This window comes from Acinetobacter sp. Root1280 (assembly GCF_001425285.1).
Classification (GTDB): Bacteria; Pseudomonadota; Gammaproteobacteria; order Pseudomonadales; family Moraxellaceae; genus Acinetobacter; species Acinetobacter guillouiae.
This window is the reverse complement of sequence record NZ_LMED01000003.1, coordinates 159,534-182,027: the sequence shown is the minus strand read 5'-3', so window position 1 is coordinate 182,027 and position 22,494 is coordinate 159,534. Positions and strand designations below refer to the sequence as shown.

Sequence of the window (22,494 nt, the reverse complement as noted above, 5' to 3'; positions counted from 1 at the left end):
ATAACTCGTTTTCAATTCACAAGATTTTTAGTCATATTGTCATGCAGGATGATTAAAGCATGTTAATATCTTTGCCATGGGCAATGAGTTGCTGGAACAATGTCGAATTTCAATAAAAAACTCTTTAAACGCTTAAAACTCAATCACGCTTATGGTCAACTTATTGCGTTAATTTTCGTGCCAATTATGATTTTGGCATGTGTTGGAGCAGCACTGGTTCTTTCTGAAACATCAGCTGCCGCCAAGTCTAAACAGCGCTTCCAAGCCATCGCGATATTGAGCCGTTACCAATATACTGCTGAGCAACTCACCGCAGTCATGGAACAAGATCCAATTCAACACGCCAAAGCTGAAAGCATTTTACAAAAAATGTTTAACGAAAAGCATTTACTCAGCGCAGCGATTTTAGATGAAAATAACGTCAATCATTTAAGTGTAGGCTACCAAAATCAACGTGCTTGGCCAAAAATTCCAAAATCAGGCACTTTCTTTGGACCAATTCAAAATAAGTACAACAATATTTATGGGATTAAACTAAACCCCAGCAAATCTGCTGAAAATATGTGGTTGGTGATTGAACTTGATAATCAACCTTTAGAAATTTCACATTATCGCGTCATGATCGTATTGATTACGACTGCCTTATTAACGCTACTGTTGCTTCTATTGTGTCTAAATTTCTATTCAAGACGCTGGATTGCACCGATGTACGAAATTCGGATGCAATTGCAACGTTTAAATGCAGATACACTTGATCAACATATGGTGATCAACAGTACTGGGGAGCTGCGCTTATTACAGCGTGATATTGCCAATGTAGTGAAACGGCTACATTTCAGTTTCCTTGAACTAAAAGAACATACTGAACAAACGGAAGATGATTTACGTCGTACATTAGACACCTTAGAAGTCCAGAACATTACCTATAAACAAGCCCGTGATCAGGCGATTTCATCCAATCAGGCGAAGTCGGTCTTCCTTGCCAATATCAGTCATGAATTACGTACCCCATTAAATAGTATTGATGGCTTTATTCATTTGATGTTGCGCCAAGACAATTTAAGCAATGATCAAAGTTTATATTTACAGACCATCCGTAAGTCTTCTGCACATTTATTGGCATTGATTAATGATGTACTCGATTTCTCGAAAATTGATGCAGGTAAATTAGAACTCGAAACTGCACCTTTTGATCTTGAAGAAGCAATTTTCGATGTGATGGACATGCTCTCGCCATTGGCAGCACAAAAACATATCGAGATGGCATTCTATTTCGCAGACAATGTGCCTAAACATGTCATTGGTGATGCCTTACGCTTTAAACAGGTGCTGACCAATCTTATTTCCAATGCGATTAAATTCACCCCTGATGGTGAAATTATTGTTCGTGCGCGTATGGAACATGATGATATCGGGCAATGTTTGCTGCACTTTAGTGTACAAGACAGTGGTATTGGCTTAAGTGGTACCGATCGTAAACGACTATTTGAATCATTCTCTCAAGGTGATGCTTCTGTCACTCGCCAATTCGGTGGTACAGGACTCGGTTTAGCTATTTCTAAGCAACTTGTACATTTGATGCATGGTCAAATTGGCTTTGAAGATAACCAAGAACGTGCACCAACAGAAAAAGGTTCAACCTTCTGGTTTACTGCCATGTTAACGGTAAATGAAGATGAAGAAATTGTTCATCCATCATTTAAAAACTTAAATGTGGTATCTTTCTTGGCACACCCTGCAACCGCCAATGTATTACGTCATTACTTAGAAGACTATCAAGTCCAGCATACAGAAGCGCAATCAATTTTAGATCTGTTTAGCCGCCTAAATAGCTTAGAAAAAAATACTGAAAATACTTGGTTGATCGTTGATCACAGTGGAGATACTGAAGCCTTACTTAAAGAAATTCGTGGTCGTTATCAAGGTCATTTGGCGGTATATGGCTATCAAATGTCACTTGATCCAAATATGTTGACTGAATATAAAGCGCGTCCATTGTATCAACCACTGAGCCGTAGTTCAGTGATTCAACTATTAAGTAATCAGCCTGTTTTTGAACAAGAACATCATAAAGACTTTAAAGGGCAAGATTTACACGTTTTAGCAGTAGATGATCATTTACCGAATTTGATCGTACTAGAAGCGCTATTAGGCGAGCTAAATGTAAAAACCACCAAAGCTCTCAGTGGTCAAGAAGCCTTAACCATTATTCAGCAAGGGGTTGAACAAGGCGCTAAACCGTTTGATCTTATCTTTATGGATATTCAAATGCCAGTCATGTCTGGGATAGATACCACACGGGCAATTCGCTCGCTGGAATCTACCTTAGATGGTATGCGAATGCCAATTATTGCATTGACAGCTCACGCATTGGCTGATGAGAAGCAAAAACTACTCAAAGTGGGTATGGATGACTATGTAACCAAGCCGATCCAGATTGAACAAATTATTCAAATTCTCACCAATTGGACAAGCGATAAATTTATTCAACATCAACAGCCTATCGAAAATACAGTATATATCGAAGCGCTGGACTCTTATATTCTAGATTGGAAACAAAGCCTTGCTTTAGCGGCCAATAAAGAAGATCTCGCACAAGATTTGTTAAAAATGCTAGTCGACAGCTTCCCAACGGAGTTGGCTGAAATTGAGCAACTCATTGAGCTTGAGGACTTCCCGCAATTAGAACATGTGTTACATCGCTTATATGGCGCTACCCGTTATGTCGGCACACCAAAATTGCAACGCATTACGGGTGATTTTGAACAATTTATTTCCATGCTACGCAAAGAGCGCCGTAAAGCAGATGAAGCCTTTATCCAAGACGTGATGAAACGCTTTGATGAGCTTCAATTGGCGATTCATGAAGTTGAAACAGCTGCACAGCAGATTTTACCCGCTTCATAAATACAGCGCAGTTCTAGCCGATTCAGCGCTATAAACGCTTTTCTTATCGCGTTTTAAGCTGTTTTTAAACCCGCAGGATAAAACCCAAGTTGACTCTGGGTTTTATCCTGCGTATGGTTTTTATTGTTTCTTTAAAACAGCATGAATTAGAACAATCTTTTTATTGCAATCATCTTTTTAAAGATCCAATAAAATTATACAAGTCACTATTGCAATCCTGTTTTGGCTTTACTACCCAATTGGCACATCAACACAGTTTCGGTGACTCTACTGTCATGTAACTATTCAATTCACATGCTATGCTGATGACCAAGGAAAAAATGAGTCAAGATCATGGCACTACTACATATAGAAAAAAACAATGGTATCGCAACAGTTTCATTAAATCGTCCAGATAAACGCAATGCCATGAGTTTTGCTTTACTCCGTGAACTGGTAAGCGTCGCACAACAGATTAAAAAAGACCGCAGTATTCGTGTGGTGATTCTGACGGGTGAAGCCAATGTATTTAGTGCGGGTATTGACCTTGCTGACTTAAATAGTCCAAAAAATACAGCTTTTGCTGCTTGGGAACTGATTAAACCTGGTCAAAGCCTATTCCAAAAAGCATTTTTGATCTGGCAAGAACTGCCTGTCCCTGTCATTGCAGCAATTGAAGGTTTCTGTTTTGGTGCTGGGATGCAACTTGCTTTGGCTGCTGATATTCGTATCGCACACCCAGAGACTAAAATGTCAATCATGGAAAGCCGTTGGGGGCTTGTGCCTGACATGGGCTTAACCCGTTCAATCAAGGGCGTGATTGGTATTGATTTAGCCAAAGAGCTTACCCTCACTGCACGTATTTTTGATGGCAATTATGCCAAAGACATTGGTTTGGTGACGCATGTAGACGACTCACCGTTGGCAAAAGCTCAAGCCATTGCAGAAGAGATGCTGCAACGCTCGCCAGATGCGCTGATGGCTGCTAAACGTGTTTTAGATGCTATGGAACATCAACCTCAGAAATCTTTACGTTTAGAGAAGATTTGGCAGTTAAAATTACTCTTGGGTAAAAATAGTCAAATTGCACGTAAAAAGGATAAAAATCCTGAATTAAAATTTTTACCGCGCCAATACAAATAATCCAAAATTATTATTGAAAGCTTTTTGAGTTATAAAATGAATTTTGATCGTAACAGTAAAATTGCATTTTTAGGGATGGGATTAATGGGTAGCCGTATGGCAACCCGATTAATCCAAGCAGGCTTGCATGTCGCTGTCTGGAACAGAACAGCATCTGCTTGTGACGCCCTTATTGATCTAGGTGCTCACCCATTACAGCTTGAGAATATTGCAGAATATCCGATTATTCTCAGCTGCCTTGCTGATGATAAAGCTGTACAGCTAGTCTATGAGCACATTGAGCCCTATTTACAAGCCAAGCAAGTGATTGTGGATTTCTCCAGTTTATCTGTGGATAAAACCAAGCAGCTGGCTGAAAGCGCAACAACAAAACAGGTGATTTGGATTGACTCACCTGTTTCAGGTGGAACTGCAGGCGCCGAAAATGGCACGCTGGTTATTTTTGCTGGGGGCAATGCTGAGGTGATCCAAGCACTGAGCCTCGTTTACAATATCCTGTCACAGCGTGTCACACGTATGGGTGAAACAGGTACTGGACAAGCCACTAAAATCTGTAACCAACTTATCGTTGCTGCCAATAGCACCTTGATCGCGGAAGCTGTTGCGCTTGCCAGTAAAGCAGGTGTAGATACAACCCTATTGGCGCCAGCTTTGGCTGGTGGTTTTGCTGACTCAAAACCTTTCCAAATTTTAGCCCCACGTATGGCAACACATACTTTTGAGCCAGTACAATGGAAGGTACAAACGCTTTCTAAAGACTTAAATAATGCCATTCAACTTGCACAGCAATTTGATTTAGAAATCCCTGTGGCTCAACGTGCACTTGGGCAATTACAAAGCCATCAAAACAACGGATTTGCTGAGTCGGATTTAGCCACAGTCATTCATCAAGTGGAAAATAAATCGGGTTAAAATACACGGAACTACACATAAATAAGTTGAAAAATAATCTATTGCCTACTACATTGAAGATGAGAGTCCAAATATAGCAAGGAGCGTTCTTATGACTAAACTCGCAGTAAACCTATCCTTGATTTTTACTGAAGTGCCGCTCATTGAACGCTTTGCTTTGGCACATCTTCATGGCTTCCACAATGTCGAAATTCAATTTCCGTATGAATTAAGCATTGAAGAGATTCAAGCGCAACTTGAACAATATGACCTCAGCCTTTGCCTGATCAACGTTCCCGCCGGTGACTTGATGCAAGGTGGAAACGGACTTGCTGGTGTGCCTGGTCAAGAACTGGCATTTCATCAAGCCTTGGAACTTGCAATTGAATATGCAGAAGCGCTCAATGTTCCAAACGTCAATATTTTGGCAGGTAAACAACCACAAGATGCCGACTTACTCCCCTGTTTAAACACCTTATCAAACAATTTAAAACTGGCTTGTCATCTGCTCTCTAATCGTGATATCCAGCCTGTATTTGAAATGATCAATGGTACAGACATGCCGCGTTTCTTGGTTCAAAATATTGCACAAGGCCAAGAAATGTTAGAAGCAGTACAGCATCCTGCATTAAAAATGCAATTTGACTGTTACCACATGGCGATGATGGGCGAAGATGTACTGGCAGCCTTACAAGAAAATATTGATTGGATTGGGCATATCCAATTTGCTGACTGCCCAGGACGTCACGAACCAGATACCGCACAAATTGATTATTCTGCAATTTTTTCATGGTTAAAACAAAGCGCCTATACGGGCTTTATTGCAGCAGAATACAAGCCACAATCGCATTCAAATCAGTCATTTGCATGGAAAGAAAAATATTTTTCAAACAACCATAGCTATTAAATGGGTGTATGCTTAGGCAAACGGTTGCATTGTATAATTTGTATTTTTTAGACAAAAGCGCTATATTAGAAGATGAGATATTTTCTGGAAAATATACCTTATATGAATTTAGAACCATCGCCCAGCGCTTCTAATTCTCACGAACTTGCAATGAACACTCAAAATCAAGACGTACAGACTTGTTTAAAAGTCGTACAAGAAGCTCTACTTGATGTAAAAGCCAAAGATATTATTCAACTTGATGTCAGCGCTATTAGCAACGTTTCAGATGCAATTGTCATCGCGAGCGGGACATCAACACGCCATGTTAAAGCACTTGCTGACAATGTTGCTGAAGAAGCACGTAAAGCAGGCTTTCGCCCAATTGGTGTTGAAGGTGAACGAGACGCTGAATGGATCCTTATCGATTTAGGATTTGTAGTCGTACATGTGATGCTACCAACAGCACGTAAATTTTATGATCTGGAAAGTTTATGGCGTGTGACACCTGAAAGTGTTGCCTAACTTTTAATACAGAACTTAAATATGAAAAAAGCGACTTTATGTCGCTTTTTTTAGTGCTTGGCTTTTTTCAAAGCTTTTAAGTACTCAATTTTTTAACGACTTAATTGAGTATGCATTACGCAGTTTACAAATCAGTTTAAATACTAAGAATGCAACGCCAAAACTCCACACAAAATTTACCGTAATCCCAATACTTTGATCGATAACACTGGCCTTGTTGGCTAAATTAATCACGGGGTTATCTGTCAAAGAAACAGCCAGTGTGCCCCATGCTCCACAAATACCATGTACCACAACAACTTCACGAATATGCTTAGAATCAATCCAATAGGTCAATAAACGGGGTAAATAGATTGTGAATAATCCAGAAACTAAGCCAATAATCAATGCCGATGACAAATTCACTAAACCACAACTTGCCGTGATCGCCACCAAGCCACCCAAAGCACCTTTAATCATTTCAACCCATGAAATAATTTTATTGTTGAGTACCAAGGAAAAAATCAAGGGGGCAATCATTGCCCCAAAGAGTGCAGCAAAGGCATTGATGACAATGACTCCAATATCCGCATAGAGTGCTGAGATATAAACTACATTTAGACCTGACCATGCCAGCCAAAGAATAAAGCCAGCCAATGCCAAAGATAAGATTTTATAATCTTCAAAGATTAAGTCTTTTTTTAAGATTTCTTGTCGGTCTTGAGGTTTTAAAGTTAAGTAGCCCGCCAACACAATCCATGCTGCGGTGGAATGCACCACTGTTGAACCCGCAAAATCAATAAATCCTAACTCTTTTAACCAGCCCTTACCGAATAAGATATTTCCCCAAGTCCAGCTACTAAAGAAAGGAAAGATCACACCTGCGATCATTAAACCAGTTATCCAGTTGACAAATAAGGGAACTTTACTCGGAATCACTCGCCCAACCACAGTGGTTATTGTGGTGGCCATTAGGGTATAAAAAAATAATAAATTCCAATGCCAACCATGCAGCATGCCATTCATATATTTTTCGGAGGTGGCATCGCCTGCAAGGAGAATTTTTGCGCAGAAGAAACCAAAAATAAGCGTTCCTAAAACTGCTGAAACATAATTGACCCATAATGCGGAAATTGACTTATAGGTATTTTCATATCCGCCTTCAACTACAGCAAAGCCAGCTTGCATCAGAATGACAAATATTCCACCAAAGAATAAAAGCTCGTAGTTGGTAATGAGATTAAAAGCAGCAAGATCACTTTCTAAACTTGAAGCAAAACTAAAATTTGGATAAAAAAATATGATGCAAATTAAGCTGATGAAGTATTTAAATCGCACTATATAATTAATCCTAACCTATCGCTTTTTCATCGCTTTAAATTCACAATAATTAGTATTTTCGCTACTTAATTATCATTTAATTTATCAAGTATAGAGAATTTCATGGAGAAATAAACTAATTTTTATGTAAAAAATATAGCTTACAAAGTACACGCGACGAGCAAGATTGTTTGATCGTGATCGATTACTATTTATTTTTATTTAAAGATAAGCAGCTTACATTTAACTGGTTTTATTAAACAATGCCGATTTGCAATACATGTGGCTTAAGGTTGAAAATTTCAACACTTAGACGTATAGATGCCACACTCTAATATGGAATAACGTTGTTGCAATTTATGTGTTATGCAGAATAAAAACGTCTATACGGTCTTTAATCAACCATGTTGAATGATTTGAATCTGTGGAAATGCAAAGCCCTTACAGGATAATTCAGAACGCCATGCCACCGTCAGCATGACTCGGCTCAGCTGGAGATTTTGATAGGCAAAACTGCCCAATAGCGGATGCGTAGAGATTCCACCATCATTCACCACATGCACTCCAGTATTTAGCTCATTTAGACTCAAACGAATCCCTAGGCCCGATGCTTTTAAAATCGCCTCTTTGGTGGTCCATACCTTAAACCAAAAAGTAGGATCAAAGTCTAACGCTTGCCAAGCCTGATATTCTTGAGGATGAAAAGCATGTTTTGCTAAAGCGTCAAAGCGAACCTTTCGATCTAAATCCTCAACATCCACACCCAAATCTTGTATCTGCTGGCTACTCGCCAAAGCATAATGTTGCTGGCTATGTGAATGATTCACGTGAAACTTTGGATAATCAATTAAATAGGGTTTACCAAAATCTGTTTTTTCAAACGAGTGGTTACTGATTTCAACTGAAAAAATATCGGACAACAATTGATTTCTATATTGATAAATCGCCTGTTTCAGTTCTTGGATCTGCCCCTTTCGATCGATCGAATGGTAACTCGGAAGAATATTTTGAATAGAATTAACATCCAATTGAATAATACGATTCACAATCCATTCCCAAACATTTTTCATTATCTTAAATCAAAAAAACCCAAAGATCACTTTGGGTTTTGATGTGTTCAACGCTAAATTTAGCTTCTAAATTTCTTTTCAGCCTTTTTAAATTTCTGTACATAACGACGACGACGTGCTGCAACACGCTCATCAATTTGAGATTTACGGCCTTCAAATGGATTTTCAGCTGTTTTAAAGTCAACGCGAACCGGTGTACCTTCAAGGTTATACACTTTACGGAAGACATTTTCCAAATAACGACGGTAGTCCGCAGGTGTCTTATCCACCTTATTACCATGAATCACAATCGTTGGTGGGTTTTGTCCACCCATGTGGGCATAACGCATTTTAATACGTTTACCACTGATCATTGGCGGTTGATGTGCTTCAGTTGCATCATTCAAAATCTGAGTTAATTTTGCAGGTGAAACTTTTAAGTGTGATGAATCATAAGCACGGTGAATAGTTGGATACATCTCACCTACACCTGTTCCATGCAAAGCAGAAATCAAATGCACTTTTGCCCAAGGAATGAAGTCAAAACGACGATCAACATCCAATTTACATTGTTTGCGATCATACTCTGTCATGTTGTCCCATTTGTTAATGGCAATCACCATGGCACGACCAGCTTCAAGTGCATAACCGATCAAATGTAGATCTTGTTCAACCACACCTTCACGTGCATCTAAAACTACCACGATGACATGTGCATCTTTAATCGCTTGTAGCGTTTTAACGATTGAGAATTTCTCAATCATTTCATCAACTTTACCTTTACGACGTACACCAGCAGTGTCGATCAAGGTATATTGACGACCATCACGCTCAAACGGAATATAAATCGAGTCACGGGTTGTACCCGGTTGGTCAAATGCAACAACGCGATCTTCACCTAACAAACGGTTAACCAAAGTAGATTTACCTACATTTGGGCGACCAATAATTGCTAAGCGTAAACCTGTTGCCTTATCGTGTTCTTCTGGGTTTTCATCTTCAGGGACATCCACCAAGATATCCTCAAGCATTTGTTGAACACCACGACCATGACTCGCCGCAACTTGTAAGGGTTCACCCATACCAAGTTTATAAAATTCAACTAATGCAGCTTCAGCATGTACACCATCGACTTTGTTGGCAACCAAGTAAACCTTTTTACCAAGTGTACGCAACTCACGGGCAATCTGCTCATCAGAAGCCAATAGACCAGCACGTGCATCGACAACAAAAACAATGATATCGGCTTCATTAATCGCAGTTTTTGATTGCTCTGCCATATATGAGTCGATACCACCTTCATTTTCACCGATACCCCCAGTATCAACGACAATGAAAGATTTATTTTCATAAGTTGCATCACCATATTTACGATCTCGGGTAAGACCAGCAAAATCAGCAACGAGTGCATCACGGCTCTTGGTAATCTGGTTGAATAACGTTGATTTGCCGACGTTTGGACGACCAATGAGCGCAATTACGGGTTTCATAAAATAACCTTTATTCAAGATCAGCCAGTATGACTGGTCTGAACATCAGAAATGTATAGGAAGAAGAATAGGAAAAACCTAAAATAAAAACACGGGGTATTGATTTTCAATCACCCCGTGTATGGAATTCATACGGATTGCTCTATTTTAACACAAGACTAAAAAAATAGAGAATCCTAATCGTGTCTGTTGATTAACTGTTAACGACTTTGCCAGATACTCATTGCACCTTTGCGTGTCGAAACATAAACTTGATTATCAATCACTCTCAACGTACGTACTTCACCACTGGTTTTAGCACGACCTAACGTTGTTCCTGTATTTGGATCAATTTGATGTAAATAACCATCTAAATCACCCACAACAAGATTTGAACCGAGCAATACAGGGTTGCTTAAGTTACGATTGAGCAGTTGTTCATTTTTCCAAAGCTGCTGACCTGTAATCAAGTCATACGCAATAATTTGACCATCAGTTTGCGATACGATGACTTTACCATCGGTCACTTCTGGACGGTTGATACTGCTTGAATTTTCACTCCACAAAACGCGTTGTGAAGCCAAATCTAGAACAGTGACTTGCCCTTGGAAACTCGTCGTAACCACATATTGTCCTGAAACGACAGGCTCACTGTCCACATCAATCAAGCGCTGAATATCAGAACGACCTTCAGATACCGCAACACGACGTTGCAAACGCGGTACACCTGCAAGGCTATCTATTGCAAAAATATAGCCAGTAGAAGTGCCGATAAGCACGGTACGTGGATCTAAACTAACTGGAGTTGCTTGGCCTCTTAAGCTAAATGAAGCGCTTGGTAACTTATAAGTCCACGCTTGCTGACCTGTCGCAACATCTAAGGCATAAACCGTACCGTCATTTGCAACCACAATCACGCGACCAGATTGAATCAAAGCAGAACTGATAATTGCACCTGACAATTGCGCAGACCATTTGGTTTCACCCGTCGCTTGGTCTAATGCAAAAACATGCCCTTTTTGATTACCAACAATCACCACACCATCTGCTGCTTCAACACCAGAACTTAAGCCATCTTTGGTAACTTTAGCATTCCATAAGCGCTGTTTGCCTTTATAGGCAGCCACTTCACCTTTTGGATCTAAAGCAAACACAACACCATTGTCTGTATCTAAACGTAGACGTAATGCATCTTCACTGCTGGTCGAAGAGACACTGGTCGAAAATACTTGAACCAAACTCGAAGCTTGTGCAACTTTAGGCAGTGGATTTGGCTTAATCTTCACTTCTTTCGTCTTATTACTTGAACAGCCGATTAAAGCGATTGATAAGATTGCTAAAGCAAAAGGTATTTTAAAATTTCTATCCATTAAGACTCATCCACTTGTGTTGCTAAGATTGGGCGTTCAAGATCAGGATCTTCTACTAATACGCCAACACTTTCGAGTTTAATTTGTAAAATTTGACGTTCTTGTTTACGCTCAACGACCGCATTCCATGCTGCTTGATACGATTTTTTTGCATTTTCAGTGTCATTTTTTGCCACATAAATATCACCTTTTAACTCATCAGCACTTGCCTGAAAAGCAGGATCATTCACAGCTGACAAGGTTTTCAAGGCTTCATCAAACTTCTTTTGCGCCAATTGTGCATCGGCAAGTTTGATTTTTACAACTTGTAACAAACCAGCGTCTTTAATTTTAGAATTTTCAACTTTTTTCAGTTCACGCTCAGCCAATGCATAGTCATTTTTATCATAGGCAACTTTTGCCATGACAATTTGTGCTTGAATTGCATGAACAGAATCTGGATTGTCTTTGACAATTTTATCTGCTGACGCAACTAAGGCAGCAGTGACTTTAGCATCACCATTAGCTGCTCGCGCTTCATCCATCAATTGCTGGACTTTGGCTGTTTCATTTTGATTTTCAGCCAAAGTTTTCTTTTGCCAATATTCCCAACCGAAAAAGGCAATCAATGCAATGAGGACACCTGTCACCATAGCCGAGCCATATTTCTTAAAAAATGACTTCACACTATCCAGTTGCTCATCATCAGTCATTGCACTCATTTGACTCCCCTTTTCCTTATGATTATCGGCTTATTTTGACGAAAATTTTTCAATGAAAAAAGGCACAATTTCAGTGGCCTTAATTTCATATTGTTCTGCTGTCGCAAGTTCTTTGACTAAAACTTGCTGCGCTTCAGCCTCACGTGCTCCAAAAATCAAAGCATAGATGGCACCCGATTGGTCTGCCTTCTTCATTTGACTCTTCATTGAACCCTGTGAACCTGTTTTCAAACGAATTGTACTATTTACAGCTTCAAGTTGGTCACGAATTTGTTCAGCCAATACCAAAGCCTGACCTTGTGTTGCAGGATCCGATAGCAAGAATAACTCACATTCACGCACAGGTGTATTGTCTTCAACTTGTTCAAGAAGCAATAATAAACGCTCCATGCCCATGGCAAAACCAACTGCTGGTACAGATTGATCAGGCTTACCTTTCAGCTGTCCAACCAAACCATCATAACGACCACCCGCACATACCGTTCCTTGAGAACCTAAATGTGTCGTTGTCCATTCAAAAACAGTTTTGTTGTAATAGTCTAAACCACGTACTAGTTTTTGATTGATGACAAACTCAATACCTGCATCAGTTAAATACTGTTGCAATTGAGCAAAATGATTCAAACTGTCTTCTTTTAAGAAATCATGCAACTTAGGCGCATTTTCAAGAATTTGCTGAGTTCGTGCATCTTTCGAATCTAAAATTCGCAATGGATTGGTGGTTAAACGACGTTGCGAATCTTCATCCAAATCAGCATGATGCGCTGTAAGAAATTCAACCAATGCAGCGCGATACTCTGCACGTTCATCAGACTCGCCCAAAGTATTTAGCTCAAGTTGAACTTTATCTGCAACACCCATGCGTTTCCATAAACGCGCAGTCATGAGAATCAGTTCAGCATCTTGATCAGGTGTTGCTACACCAAAAGTTTCTACACCAAATTGGTGAAACTGGCGATAACGACCTTTTTGCGGTTTTTCATAACGGAACATTGGTCCAACATACCAAACACGTGGATTTGCACCACGGAGTAAGTTATGTTCCAACATTGCACGTACACAACCTGCTGTGCCTTCTGGACGCAAAGTTAAAGATTCAGGCGGATTACCCTTATCGAAGAAGGTATACATTTCTTTTTCGACGATATCAGTTGCATCACCAATTGAACGCTTAAACAAATTGGTATGTTCAACCACCGGCAAACGGATTTGCTGATAACCGTATGCATCCATAAGCGATGCTAAATGCTGCTCAAGACGTCTCCACGCAGGTGTTTGCGATGGAAGAAAGTCATTAAAACCTTTAATTGCGACAATTGAACTCATGATGAACTACGAATAATCTCTTTAGCTTTAGCTTTTTCAAGCTCTTGAACACGTTGACGAACCATGCTTTCGATTTCATCAACCAACTGATTTGTATCTATTAAGTGACTCTTTTCGCCATTACGATACACGAGTGAACGCGGACTTGCACCGACTATACCAATATCAGCTTCTTTTGCTTCACCCGGACCGTTGACTTTACAACCAATGACAGACACATCCATTGGTGTACGAATATCTTCTAAACGTTCCTCTAAAGCCTGCATCACTTTGATCACGTTAAATTCCTGACGTGAACAGCTTGGACAAGCAATAAAGTTAATCCCATTTGAACGAAGGCTCAGGGATTTTAAAATATCAAAACCAATTTTTACTTCTTCTTCAGGCTCAGCCGCCAATGAAATACGCATGGTGTCACCAATGCCATCCAACAGCAAACCACCTAGAGCAATCGCAGATTTCACTGAACCCGTACGATAGATCCCAGCTTCGGTTACACCTAAATGTAATGGATTATCAATTTGTGCAGATAATAAACGATAAGCATCCATTGTTAAAAATACATTTGATGCTTTTACTGAAATTTTAAACTCATGGAAGTTTAAACGATCCAATATGTCGATATGACGCATTGCAGATTCAAGTAATGCCTGACCTGTCGGCTCACCATATTTCTTTTGGATATCTTTTTCTAAAGATCCAGCATTGACACCAATACGCATAGAAATATCGTGATGACGTGCAGCAGCAACCACTTCACGAATCTTGGCTTCAGAACCAATATTCCCGGGGTTGATTCGCAAACAGTCTGCACCCATGTCTGCGACTTTCAATGCGATTTTATAATCGAAATGAATATCTGCAACCAATGGTACCGTGACACGTTTACGAATTTCACCAAAAGCTTCAGCAGCTTCCATAGTCGGTACCGATACCCGCATAATGTCCGCACCAACATCTGCACAGCGTTGAATCTGCGCAACTGTTGCATCGACATCACAGGTTTCAGTATTGGTCATACTTTGAATACTGATCGGTGCATCACCACCGACATACACTGAACCTACACGTATTTTACGTGTAGGACGGCGCTTGATTGGATTCTCAATCATGATCTTATCTACTCTTGCCCATTAACGTGACAAACGGAATTCTGCTTTTCCGTTCACTGTATATGGAGACAATGAAATCTGTTCATTATTAAGGCTTAATGACACAGCAGTTGCATCATCGAGACGAATTTGGAATGGTGATTGGCCATTAACGGTTAAAGCAGCCGACTGGCGACCAGTCGCCAAAACTTTTCCTGTACTATCTACAATATGTACAGAGGTTGGATGACTGAAATTCAATACCATTTGGTCACCTGAAGTCGCAGTTGCATTGTTTAAATTCAGCACTTCTACTTCTGAGGCTTGTGGTTTGGCATCGACATCAGCGCTTTTACCCGATGTCATTTTTTGAATTCCAGCAATCACAGCCCAAATCACCGCAAGCGCAACAATGGCAATTAAAATTCGCTTTAACCATTTTTTATTACGATCACTGTTTGATCCAGGCAATTTCCCCATAATCTTGATTGGGGAGTTGTTCAATGCGTGATTTGGCAAAAGCCCAGTATCATTTTGATAAATTTCATCAAAGCGTTGAATGACTACCGTTGCATCAACGCCTAGAAACTTGGCATATGAACGATAATAACCTTTAATAAAGGTTGCTTCTGGCAAAGACTTATATTCATCTTGTTCCAATGCTTGTAAGGTTTTTACAGGCATTTTTAGTTCGTTTGCAACATCTTGAATGTCTAGGTTTTTGGAGACTCGAATTTGACGCAAGTACTCACCTGGACGTTGAACATTTCCTAAGCCATTAGATGCTACGTTTGAACCTGTAGGTTGCTGTGAATTAGGATTTACTTCCATACGGCCTCAGTACTGTACTGTAATTGCAGATAACGTTGATATTCTTTACTGTCCGGGAACAATGCACGCAGTTGGTTGACCAACACTTGCATTCCCATCTGATCATTATTGGCACGTGCAATACGTAAACCAATCCAAAGCGCTCTCGCACCCTGTTTGTCCTGACCTACTAAACGAACATATTGCTCATAGAGTTGACTTGCTTGCGCACTTTTTTGTTGCAAATAGAAAATTTCTGATAACTCTACCAGAGAAATAATCGAATCGCGATTGACTTGTAAAGCTTGTTTGAATGCTTTTTCAGCATTTGCCACATCACCCACTTTTAAGTAAACCCGACCTAAATTTTCTAAAGCCTTGTAACGCTGATCATAGCCAAGCGCAGCACCAGCTATACTCAACTGTTCAATCGCGTCATTATAGCGCTCAGTAACAAATAAATATGTTCCATAATTATTACGAGCTTGTGCATTTTTTGAGTCACTGGAAATTGCTCGCTTAAAATAGCCGTCTGCTTTTTCCATACTGATCTTACTGCCTTCTTGTTGCAGTAAGACACCCATCATCATATTTGCCGCAGAATCACGTGAATCAGTTTCTAAAGCTTGGTCTAGTGCCCGTTTTGCAGCATCTAAATCACCTGTACGAATATATTCAGCAGCAAGCTGAGTACGTACTTTAACGGCTTTTTCAGGATCTTTTTTTATTATTGTGTCTGAATTTGTCGTTTGACAACCCTGTACGACCAATGCAGATAAACCAATTGCCAATATTACAACTGCTTTTTGATACATCGATTTTCTCAAAGTCAGCCCCTGATTATTTGTTGATATAAATGTATGTCTACAAATCTTTAAGCTTATGAACGAATAATCTCACCACGTTCAGCAACTTTCTTTTTCCACTGCTCTGCACGACGGGTACGATCTGCCACTTGCCCGACCAACTGCCCACACGCAGCATCAATATCATCACCACGTGTCTGACGAATCGTACACACAAAACCTGCATCAGACAAAGTTTTTTGGAAAGAAATAATACGATTTCGACTTGAACGGCCATACGGCGCATGCGGAAATGGATTAAATGGAATTAAATTAATTTTACTTGGTAAGTTTTTCAGTAACTTAATCATTTGTTGTGCATGTTCAGGATGATCATTCACCCCTTCCAACATCACATATTCAATAGTGACATGTTTACGAGAACTTTCATTACCATCTTTGGCAATATAACGCTGACATGCAGCAATCAATTGTGCTAATGGATATTTTTTATTAATCGGCACCAATTCATTACGTAACTCATCATTTGGCGCATGTAAAGAAATCGCCAAAGCCACATCTATATCTTGTGCCAATTGGTCAATTTTCGGTACAACACCTGAAGTTGATAATGTAACGCGACGTTTAGACATGCCATAAGCAAAATCATCTAACATGATATTCATTGAGCTTAATACAGCATCATAGTTGAGTAATGGCTCACCCATTCCCATCATCACCACATTAGTCACCGAGCGCTCACGTTCAGCAACAGGTACTTCTTCCATATAAGAATAGTTGGCCACCCATAACTGTCCAATGATCTCGTCAGGGGTTAAATCACGCTGAAAACCTTGCTTTCCTGTTGAACAGAATGAGCAATCTAAAGCACAACCCACTTGTGATGAAATACACAGTGTTTTACGTGAGCCTGTTTTATCTTCTGCTGGAATCAATACCGTTTCAACCAAAGAGCCCGCACCATCACCAACACGGAATACCCACTTACGAGTTCCATCTTTCGAATAGTTGCGATGCACCACTTCTGGCGCTTTGATTTCACAAATTCTTTCTAGTTTTTCACGCAACTTTCCTGAAATATTGGTCATTTCAGCAAAATCAGTGATAAAAAATTGATGCATCCATTTCATTACCTGCCCAGCACGGAATTTTTTCTCGCCGATTTCTTCGAAGAATTTTTCCAATTGCGGACGTGACATGCCAAGTAAATTCACTTTCTGCACATTTGCAGTCTGAATACGATCAGCCTGTACAGATTTTGATGATGCAGGCTGCTGTTCATCTAGATTTAACGATGAAGCGACAACTTCAGAATTCATGGGGATTACCTAAATCATGCCGTAGTAATAAAACATATTGACCAATATTTAGCCAAATAAAGCAACAAAAATAAAAAAACCAGACAAGTAGTATATCACCTATCTGGTTTCGGGTCTGTTATCAATTCATAAATCGGAGATTTATTCGTGTAGAAAAAGAGACCCTAGATACGTCGAATTAACGAGTACGTGGGCAAACTTCAGTTTGAGCGAAGAAGTAATTTACTTCACGGTCAGCAGATGCAACTGAGTCAGAACCATGCGCAGCATTTTCATCGATGCTTACAGCGAAATCTGCACGGATTGTACCAGGAGCAGCTTCTTTAGGGTTTGTAGCACCAAGAATTTCACGGTGAGCAAGAACTGCGTTTTCACCTTCAAGAACAGATACTACAACTGGACCAGAAGTCATGAATGCAACAAGGTCACCAAAGAAACCACGTTCTTTATGCTCAGCATAGAAACCTTCAGCTTCTGCTTTAGAAAGGTGTTTCATTTTAGTCGCAACGATTTTAAGACCAGCTTTTTCGAAACGAGCAAAGATGTCACCAATGTGGTTTTTAGCAACTGCATCTGGTTTTACGATAGATAAAGTACGTTCAATAGCCATGAGTGGCTCCTTTAGTCAAATTGACACGAAAATTTGGGCGCATTATACCGAATAATGAACAATTTTCTGCTTTTAATCTGTAAAAAATTTGGATTTTTCGATGTGCTGTGACGTTTAGCATCATTCAGCAACATCTCAAGCCATTAATTCGCTTCATCAATCCATGCCATTTGAATGGCTTCTAGCAGACCTTCAGTCGATTTGGTTGGATCATCACTAAATTCTGGCAATGCACAAATCCATGCATGCATATCGGTAAAACGCACCCATTGTGGATCCACATCTGGATGCGCTTCACTGAGTTCAATTGCGATATCAATTGTATCTGTCCAACGTAAGCCCATATCAGGTCTTCCTTTGCTCAATTTAATTCTGCTACTGTATCAAATCTCAATTCATTCAGAAATAAATCATTCTAGACATTTACAAGATTCACCACGGATTCAAGCGTTTAATTTACAAGACGGATTGAATTGAGCCAATTATTCAAAGTTAAAACCTTGATGATCAAAATCATCAGATTCTTTAAAAATAAAATTACAGACCAGCAGTAAGTAAACCATCATAACATCACTCCTAAATATGGTGCGCTTAACACAATCAAACTCGCGACACTTGCACCAATCAGTGCGCCAACAATGACATCGCTTGGATAATGCAGACCCAAAACCATCCGAGATAACGCCACAAGAATGGTAAAAGGCATCATAATGAACAACATAACTGGTTGAATATAGCCAAAGACAATAGTGACCATGACCGCATGTAACGTATGACCTGACGGAAAGCTAAAATGATCCAATGGTCGTTCACCCAGAATAATGACTTGATGAACTTGATAAGGTCGTGGTCTCACTGTTTTGTGTTTTAAGAACTTATAAATTCCTGTTCCTAAAAGCCCCATAACAACGACATAGAGAAGTTGCAGACCATAGATCCAGCTCTTTTGTAGCCAAATCAGAACCAACATTGCGCACCAGAAAGGACCATCTCCCAAACGGCTCACAGTTTTAAAGAACGTCGCAATACTTTGGGTATGCGATAAATTATTAAGATATAAACAACCTCTAAGGTCGAGATCGAGCATTTTTATTTTGGTATTTTTAAAATTCATTTTCCACTCTCCTCTCATTATTTGAGATGAACTAGGTCAGTCGTTTTGCATACTGCGTTACCTGGTATAGTGCTTCTTCGAATTGTTGTACGGGATGTTGCCATCCAATGCTTTGCACATCATGCATCGCTTGTTGCCCGAAACGTTTGAGTGTGCTGTTATCTGGAAGATCTAATACATGTTGAGTGAATTGCTTGATGTCTCCAATTGGACATAACCAGCCATTCTGAGCATGTCTGCCATGAAGTTGAGCGCAGGCATAGTCATAAGCAATAATCGGTAAACCACTCGCCATCGCTTCGATAACGACATTCCCAAAGGTTTCTACCTGACTTGCAAAAACAAAAACATTTGCACTCGCATAGGCTTCAGCAAGTTGTGTGCCAGTTAGACTGCCCATAAAAATCACATGTTCAGCACCCGGCATTTTTTCTAAACGACCGCGATCTGGGCCATGCCCTACCAGCACTAACTTTACTTTTCGTTGTGCTTGTTGTCGCAGTTCAGAATAGGCATCAATCACCACATTGACTTCTTTTTCAGAAGACAAACGCCCAACATAGATCAAGACTGTGGTGTCTTCATCTGCACCCCACTGTTGTCTCAACGGTTCGGAGTAGCGTTGTGATGAAAAGCGTTCTGTATCAATTCCTCGCCCGACCACAACCAATGGACAGGTCACACCAAACTCACGTAATGCCTGCTCTGTATCACTGCTTGGCACACAGGTCAGTTGCGTTGCGTTATGGAACCATCGCAAATAACTTTGAATTGGTTTGACCAAGAATGCTAAATCAAAGAAACGGCTAAATTCTTGGAATTGTGAATGAAAACCACTTGATACCGGAATTCGTCGTGTCTTTGCCGCATGCAGCGCAGTAAAGCCTAAAGGCCCTTCAGTCACGATATGTACCACATCAGGTGAAAATGCCGTAATCGCTTGAGAGACTTTTAGAAATTGGGGCCAGCCAAACTTCATGTCTGGATATTTCGGAATTGATTGCCCAGTCACCAAGCACTCTTTATTCGGGCTAAAGTCTTGACATTGGGTCTTCTGTGCAGGGCGAATCAGTAATATTTTATGACCTTGATTTTGCAAGCCTTTACACAGTTGCATCAAAGACAAAGCAACACCATTGATTTCTGGTGGCCATGTTTCAGTCACGATTGCAATTTTCAGTCGAGGTCGAAATAAGTCACGAATAAGATGGTCTTTATTCGTATCGATTTTTTTCTTGTTTGGATTAAAATAAAATTTAAAGTTATCGGGAAAATCTTGTTGTTTAAATTGCAAGGTGTTCGCGTACGGTTTATTCATACGATACCTAATCTCTTCATTTTTGAATAGATTAGGCTAAGTTTTTGACATTTTAATGATTATTTAATGACAGTTTTTTGACCATTTCAATTTTCATCAGAAATACGATTTAACAAACCATTCTGAACTTGATAAAGCTGTCCATTACCAAAATCAATTTGTTGTTTTTCACCATATAAACTTGGAAAACCAACAATTTTTTCAAGTTGCGGAGAACGTTGAAATTGTTGTGTTTTTGGATTGTACATCCAGTAAATATAGCGCTTATCATCGACTGTACGACCTTGCGACAAGTCCGACACAATGACATCATAATAACCATCAAAATTGATATCCATATAGCCAATGCTGTTTGGATAACCAGTAAAACCTGTCAAGCTCTGTACCACTGTATTGTTGGTTTTATTTAACACATCAACACGTTTTAAGGTTTTTCCATAAGGGCTATTGGCATCATCTTGACCATAAAATTTAAAGATAAAAACGGGTTTATTGCTGACTTTAAAAGCAGGCTCAAACTGTATCGACTGCCAAGCTGCATTTGGTTTCTTTAACAATGATGCTTTAAACACGCCTGTATTTGCATTTAATAGGCCAGTTAATTGATCACTACCATTTACAGAAGGGTCTGATTGAGCAGTGATCGACTTTAAATCCAACTGATCAGCTTTTTGTGTCCCTTTAAAATCTGTTGTTGTACCATCCATTAAATCCGTCAGCACACCGTGCGGATGGGCAATCCCCGCATAAAGGTTCATAAAGTATCGACCTTCGCTCGACTTAAGCATACGTTGCATCGATACGCGTACGCCACTAAAAGGCTTTAGTGCGGTATTGGTCGAAGTGGGCTGCGTTTCAGCAAAACTAAAGCATGAAATAGACAAAGTCGTCATTGCGATGAGAAGTTTAGATTTCATGCTTGAATACCACGTTTAACCATAATCAATAATGTGTAATTTATCACAAAATAAATTTTTATTAGTTAAAAATTGCTACCCTAAAAGATGATTTTAAAAAACGCGATTTAGACGCGACCAATTGGCTGCTTGGCAACATGACCTTTTTTCTTTAACTGCTCAATGTAGTTTAATTCATTACGCGCTTTTGCATCCGAGGGATCAACCTTTAAGACTTTATTAAAATATTGAGTAGCTTCATCCAGTTGATTTAATTCAATCAAACTCACCCCTAAACTACGTCTTACACTCTGTTGAATCGCCAATCTTTTTTCTTCAGGCTCAAGCAAATACAGATACTGTTCAGCAGTTTTAAAACTTTCCAATGACGCTTGCCACTGTTTTTGTGCTTGCTGAATAAACCCTGCCTCTTTTAAATACTCACTATTAAAAGGTGATAGCGTTAAAGCACTTTTTAACTTCACTTGAGCATTCTTTAGATCATTCATTTCAATAAAGGCATAAGCGGCTTGAAAGTATAAGTCCGCCCAACAACCTGAAAAAACTCGAATATTTTTTTGCTTTCCCATATCAAGTGTCAGGTATAGCAAGGTTTCAGCAGTGCCATTGGCTGCATAGAGTGTGTCTTGACTACTGTTTTGGTATTTTTCAAAATACTGAATTGCAGTCTGTAATGCCGCGATGGCCTGTTGTGGATGACCCACATTTAAAGACTGCTTGGCTTTTTCTAAAGCATTGTACGCAATCTTTTCATCGAGTAATTTATTTTGCGTATTTTGAAGCTGATTATGATTCTGCCTAGACTTTTGCATAGGATTATCAACGCTCGTGTTCTGTGCATATACTGGATATATAGCACAACAGCCAAGCAGACTGGCGATAGCGAAATATGTTTTTAATGTCATGTTGTTTTCTGCTTTATTATTAACTTTAGCTAAAATATAGCATAAAAAAACCCACTCAA

Annotated in this window: 21 protein-coding genes; 5 read left to right on the top strand and 16 right to left on the bottom strand. The window is 39.7% G+C overall.

The features are described 5' to 3' along the window. Nucleotides 1–99 precede the first annotated feature (99 nt). From ASC84_RS05270 to rsfS, 5 genes are all read left to right on the top strand, one after another. A complete protein-coding gene (locus tag ASC84_RS05270) occupies nucleotides 100–2,907 on the top strand; it encodes an ATP-binding protein (protein WP_056512323.1) in 2,808 nt (935 codons plus the stop codon). Nucleotides 2,908–3,240: 333 nt separating this feature from the next. Continuing rightward, nucleotides 3,241–4,029, top strand: coding sequence for a crotonase/enoyl-CoA hydratase family protein (locus ASC84_RS05265; protein WP_004725906.1), 789 nt, complete (start codon nucleotides 3,241–3,243; stop codon nucleotides 4,027–4,029). 36 nt (nucleotides 4,030–4,065) lie between these two features. After that, on the top strand, nucleotides 4,066–4,941 hold the full coding sequence (locus ASC84_RS05260; RefSeq protein WP_056512320.1) for an NAD(P)-dependent oxidoreductase: 876 nt from the start codon (nucleotides 4,066–4,068) through the stop codon (nucleotides 4,939–4,941). Nucleotides 4,942–5,032: 91 nt separating this feature from the next. After that, a complete protein-coding gene (locus ASC84_RS05255; RefSeq protein ID WP_056512317.1) occupies nucleotides 5,033–5,827 on the top strand; it encodes a hydroxypyruvate isomerase family protein in 795 nt (264 codons plus the stop codon). 102 nt (nucleotides 5,828–5,929) lie between these two features. Further along, on the top strand, nucleotides 5,930–6,331 hold the full coding sequence (gene rsfS, locus ASC84_RS05250; protein ID WP_056512315.1) for a ribosome silencing factor: 402 nt from the start codon (nucleotides 5,930–5,932) through the stop codon (nucleotides 6,329–6,331). A gap of 84 nt (nucleotides 6,332–6,415) precedes the next feature. On the opposite strand, the gene ASC84_RS05245 is transcribed toward rsfS, so the two are convergent. From ASC84_RS05245 to ASC84_RS05170, 16 genes are all read right to left on the bottom strand, one after another. Beyond that, nucleotides 6,416–7,648 (bottom strand): ammonium transporter, encoded by a 1,233-nt coding sequence (locus tag ASC84_RS05245; protein ID WP_056512312.1) that lies wholly within the window; start codon nucleotides 7,646–7,648, stop codon nucleotides 6,416–6,418. Between the two features lie 380 nt (nucleotides 7,649–8,028). After that, nucleotides 8,029–8,700 carry a 4'-phosphopantetheinyl transferase superfamily protein gene (locus tag ASC84_RS05240; protein ID WP_056512309.1) on the bottom strand — a complete coding sequence of 224 codons (672 nt, stop codon included), beginning with the start codon at nucleotides 8,698–8,700 and terminating at the stop codon, nucleotides 8,029–8,031. A gap of 59 nt (nucleotides 8,701–8,759) precedes the next feature. Beyond that, entirely contained in the window at nucleotides 8,760–10,169 is a 1,410-nt protein-coding gene (gene der / locus ASC84_RS05235; protein ID WP_004725892.1) for a ribosome biogenesis GTPase Der, read from the bottom strand. Between the two features lie 200 nt (nucleotides 10,170–10,369). Next, complete coding sequence (bamB, locus tag ASC84_RS05230; RefSeq protein ID WP_056512306.1) at nucleotides 10,370–11,518, bottom strand: outer membrane protein assembly factor BamB; 1,149 nt, start codon at nucleotides 11,516–11,518, stop codon at nucleotides 10,370–10,372. Beyond that, nucleotides 11,518–12,219 (bottom strand): tetratricopeptide repeat protein, encoded by a 702-nt coding sequence (locus tag ASC84_RS05225; RefSeq protein WP_004816992.1) that lies wholly within the window; start codon nucleotides 12,217–12,219, stop codon nucleotides 11,518–11,520. Before ASC84_RS05225 ends, bamB begins: the two co-directional genes overlap by 1 nt. 30 nt (nucleotides 12,220–12,249) lie before the next feature. Continuing rightward, nucleotides 12,250–13,545, bottom strand: coding sequence for a histidine--tRNA ligase (gene hisS, locus ASC84_RS05220; RefSeq protein WP_056512303.1), 1,296 nt, complete (start codon nucleotides 13,543–13,545; stop codon nucleotides 12,250–12,252). Then, nucleotides 13,542–14,657 carry a flavodoxin-dependent (E)-4-hydroxy-3-methylbut-2-enyl-diphosphate synthase gene (ispG, locus tag ASC84_RS05215; RefSeq protein WP_004725885.1) on the bottom strand — a complete coding sequence of 372 codons (1,116 nt, stop codon included), beginning with the start codon at nucleotides 14,655–14,657 and terminating at the stop codon, nucleotides 13,542–13,544. Before ispG ends, hisS begins: the two co-directional genes overlap by 4 nt. A 21-nt stretch (nucleotides 14,658–14,678) precedes the next feature. Continuing rightward, nucleotides 14,679–15,467, bottom strand: coding sequence for a helix-turn-helix domain-containing protein (locus tag ASC84_RS05210; protein WP_004725882.1), 789 nt, complete (start codon nucleotides 15,465–15,467; stop codon nucleotides 14,679–14,681). Next, nucleotides 15,458–16,261, bottom strand: coding sequence for a type IV pilus biogenesis/stability protein PilW (gene pilW, locus ASC84_RS05205; RefSeq protein ID WP_004725881.1), 804 nt, complete (start codon nucleotides 16,259–16,261; stop codon nucleotides 15,458–15,460). Before pilW ends, ASC84_RS05210 begins: the two co-directional genes overlap by 10 nt. A gap of 65 nt (nucleotides 16,262–16,326) precedes the next feature. Continuing rightward, entirely contained in the window at nucleotides 16,327–17,571 is a 1,245-nt protein-coding gene (gene rlmN / locus ASC84_RS05200) for a 23S rRNA (adenine(2503)-C(2))-methyltransferase RlmN (protein ID WP_004725880.1), read from the bottom strand. Between the two features lie 178 nt (nucleotides 17,572–17,749). Next, complete coding sequence (ndk, locus tag ASC84_RS05195) at nucleotides 17,750–18,181, bottom strand: nucleoside-diphosphate kinase (RefSeq protein WP_004725878.1); 432 nt, start codon at nucleotides 18,179–18,181, stop codon at nucleotides 17,750–17,752. A 143-nt stretch (nucleotides 18,182–18,324) separates the two neighbouring features. Next, nucleotides 18,325–18,525 carry a Fe-S cluster assembly protein IscX gene (iscX, locus tag ASC84_RS05190; protein WP_004725877.1) on the bottom strand — a complete coding sequence of 67 codons (201 nt, stop codon included), beginning with the start codon at nucleotides 18,523–18,525 and terminating at the stop codon, nucleotides 18,325–18,327. Between the two features lie 218 nt (nucleotides 18,526–18,743). Next, nucleotides 18,744–19,295 (bottom strand): phosphatase PAP2 family protein, encoded by a 552-nt coding sequence (locus ASC84_RS05185; RefSeq protein WP_004725875.1) that lies wholly within the window; start codon nucleotides 19,293–19,295, stop codon nucleotides 18,744–18,746. A 31-nt stretch (nucleotides 19,296–19,326) separates the two neighbouring features. After that, nucleotides 19,327–20,613 (bottom strand): glycosyltransferase family 1 protein, encoded by a 1,287-nt coding sequence (locus ASC84_RS05180; protein ID WP_056512300.1) that lies wholly within the window; start codon nucleotides 20,611–20,613, stop codon nucleotides 19,327–19,329. A gap of 86 nt (nucleotides 20,614–20,699) precedes the next feature. Continuing rightward, a complete protein-coding gene (locus ASC84_RS05175) occupies nucleotides 20,700–21,530 on the bottom strand; it encodes a hypothetical protein (RefSeq protein WP_056512297.1) in 831 nt (276 codons plus the stop codon). A gap of 107 nt (nucleotides 21,531–21,637) precedes the next feature. Continuing rightward, nucleotides 21,638–22,435 carry a hypothetical protein gene (locus ASC84_RS05170; protein WP_056512295.1) on the bottom strand — a complete coding sequence of 266 codons (798 nt, stop codon included), beginning with the start codon at nucleotides 22,433–22,435 and terminating at the stop codon, nucleotides 21,638–21,640. Nucleotides 22,436–22,494: the final 59 nt, after the last annotated feature.

Coding starts and splice junctions, on each gene's coding strand:
- ndk (WP_004725878.1), bottom strand. CDS start 18,181: ATGGCTATTGAACGTACTTTATCTATCGTAAAACCAGATGCAGTTGCT.
- der (WP_004725892.1), bottom strand. CDS start 10,169: ATGAAACCCGTAATTGCGCTCATTGGTCGTCCAAACGTCGGCAAATCA.
- ASC84_RS05185 (WP_004725875.1), bottom strand. CDS start 19,295: ATGAATTTTAAAAATACCAAAATAAAAATGCTCGATCTCGACCTTAGA.
- rsfS (WP_056512315.1), top strand. CDS start 5,930: ATGAATTTAGAACCATCGCCCAGCGCTTCTAATTCTCACGAACTTGCA.
- ASC84_RS05170 (WP_056512295.1), bottom strand. CDS start 22,435: ATGACATTAAAAACATATTTCGCTATCGCCAGTCTGCTTGGCTGTTGT.
- hisS (WP_056512303.1), bottom strand. CDS start 13,545: ATGAGTTCAATTGTCGCAATTAAAGGTTTTAATGACTTTCTTCCATCG.
- rlmN (WP_004725880.1), bottom strand. CDS start 17,571: ATGAATTCTGAAGTTGTCGCTTCATCGTTAAATCTAGATGAACAGCAG.
- ispG (WP_004725885.1), bottom strand. CDS start 14,657: ATGATTGAGAATCCAATCAAGCGCCGTCCTACACGTAAAATACGTGTA.
- ASC84_RS05225 (WP_004816992.1), bottom strand. CDS start 12,219: ATGAGTGCAATGACTGATGATGAGCAACTGGATAGTGTGAAGTCATTT.
- pilW (WP_004725881.1), bottom strand. CDS start 16,261: ATGTATCAAAAAGCAGTTGTAATATTGGCAATTGGTTTATCTGCATTG.
- iscX (WP_004725877.1), bottom strand. CDS start 18,525: ATGGGCTTACGTTGGACAGATACAATTGATATCGCAATTGAACTCAGT.
- ASC84_RS05270 (WP_056512323.1), top strand. CDS start 100: ATGTCGAATTTCAATAAAAAACTCTTTAAACGCTTAAAACTCAATCAC.
- ASC84_RS05175 (WP_056512297.1), bottom strand. CDS start 21,530: ATGAAATCTAAACTTCTCATCGCAATGACGACTTTGTCTATTTCATGC.
- ASC84_RS05180 (WP_056512300.1), bottom strand. CDS start 20,613: ATGAATAAACCGTACGCGAACACCTTGCAATTTAAACAACAAGATTTT.
- ASC84_RS05255 (WP_056512317.1), top strand. CDS start 5,033: ATGACTAAACTCGCAGTAAACCTATCCTTGATTTTTACTGAAGTGCCG.
- ASC84_RS05260 (WP_056512320.1), top strand. CDS start 4,066: ATGAATTTTGATCGTAACAGTAAAATTGCATTTTTAGGGATGGGATTA.
- ASC84_RS05240 (WP_056512309.1), bottom strand. CDS start 8,700: ATGAAAAATGTTTGGGAATGGATTGTGAATCGTATTATTCAATTGGAT.
- ASC84_RS05210 (WP_004725882.1), bottom strand. CDS start 15,467: ATGGAAGTAAATCCTAATTCACAGCAACCTACAGGTTCAAACGTAGCA.
- bamB (WP_056512306.1), bottom strand. CDS start 11,518: ATGGATAGAAATTTTAAAATACCTTTTGCTTTAGCAATCTTATCAATC.
- ASC84_RS05265 (WP_004725906.1), top strand. CDS start 3,241: ATGGCACTACTACATATAGAAAAAAACAATGGTATCGCAACAGTTTCA.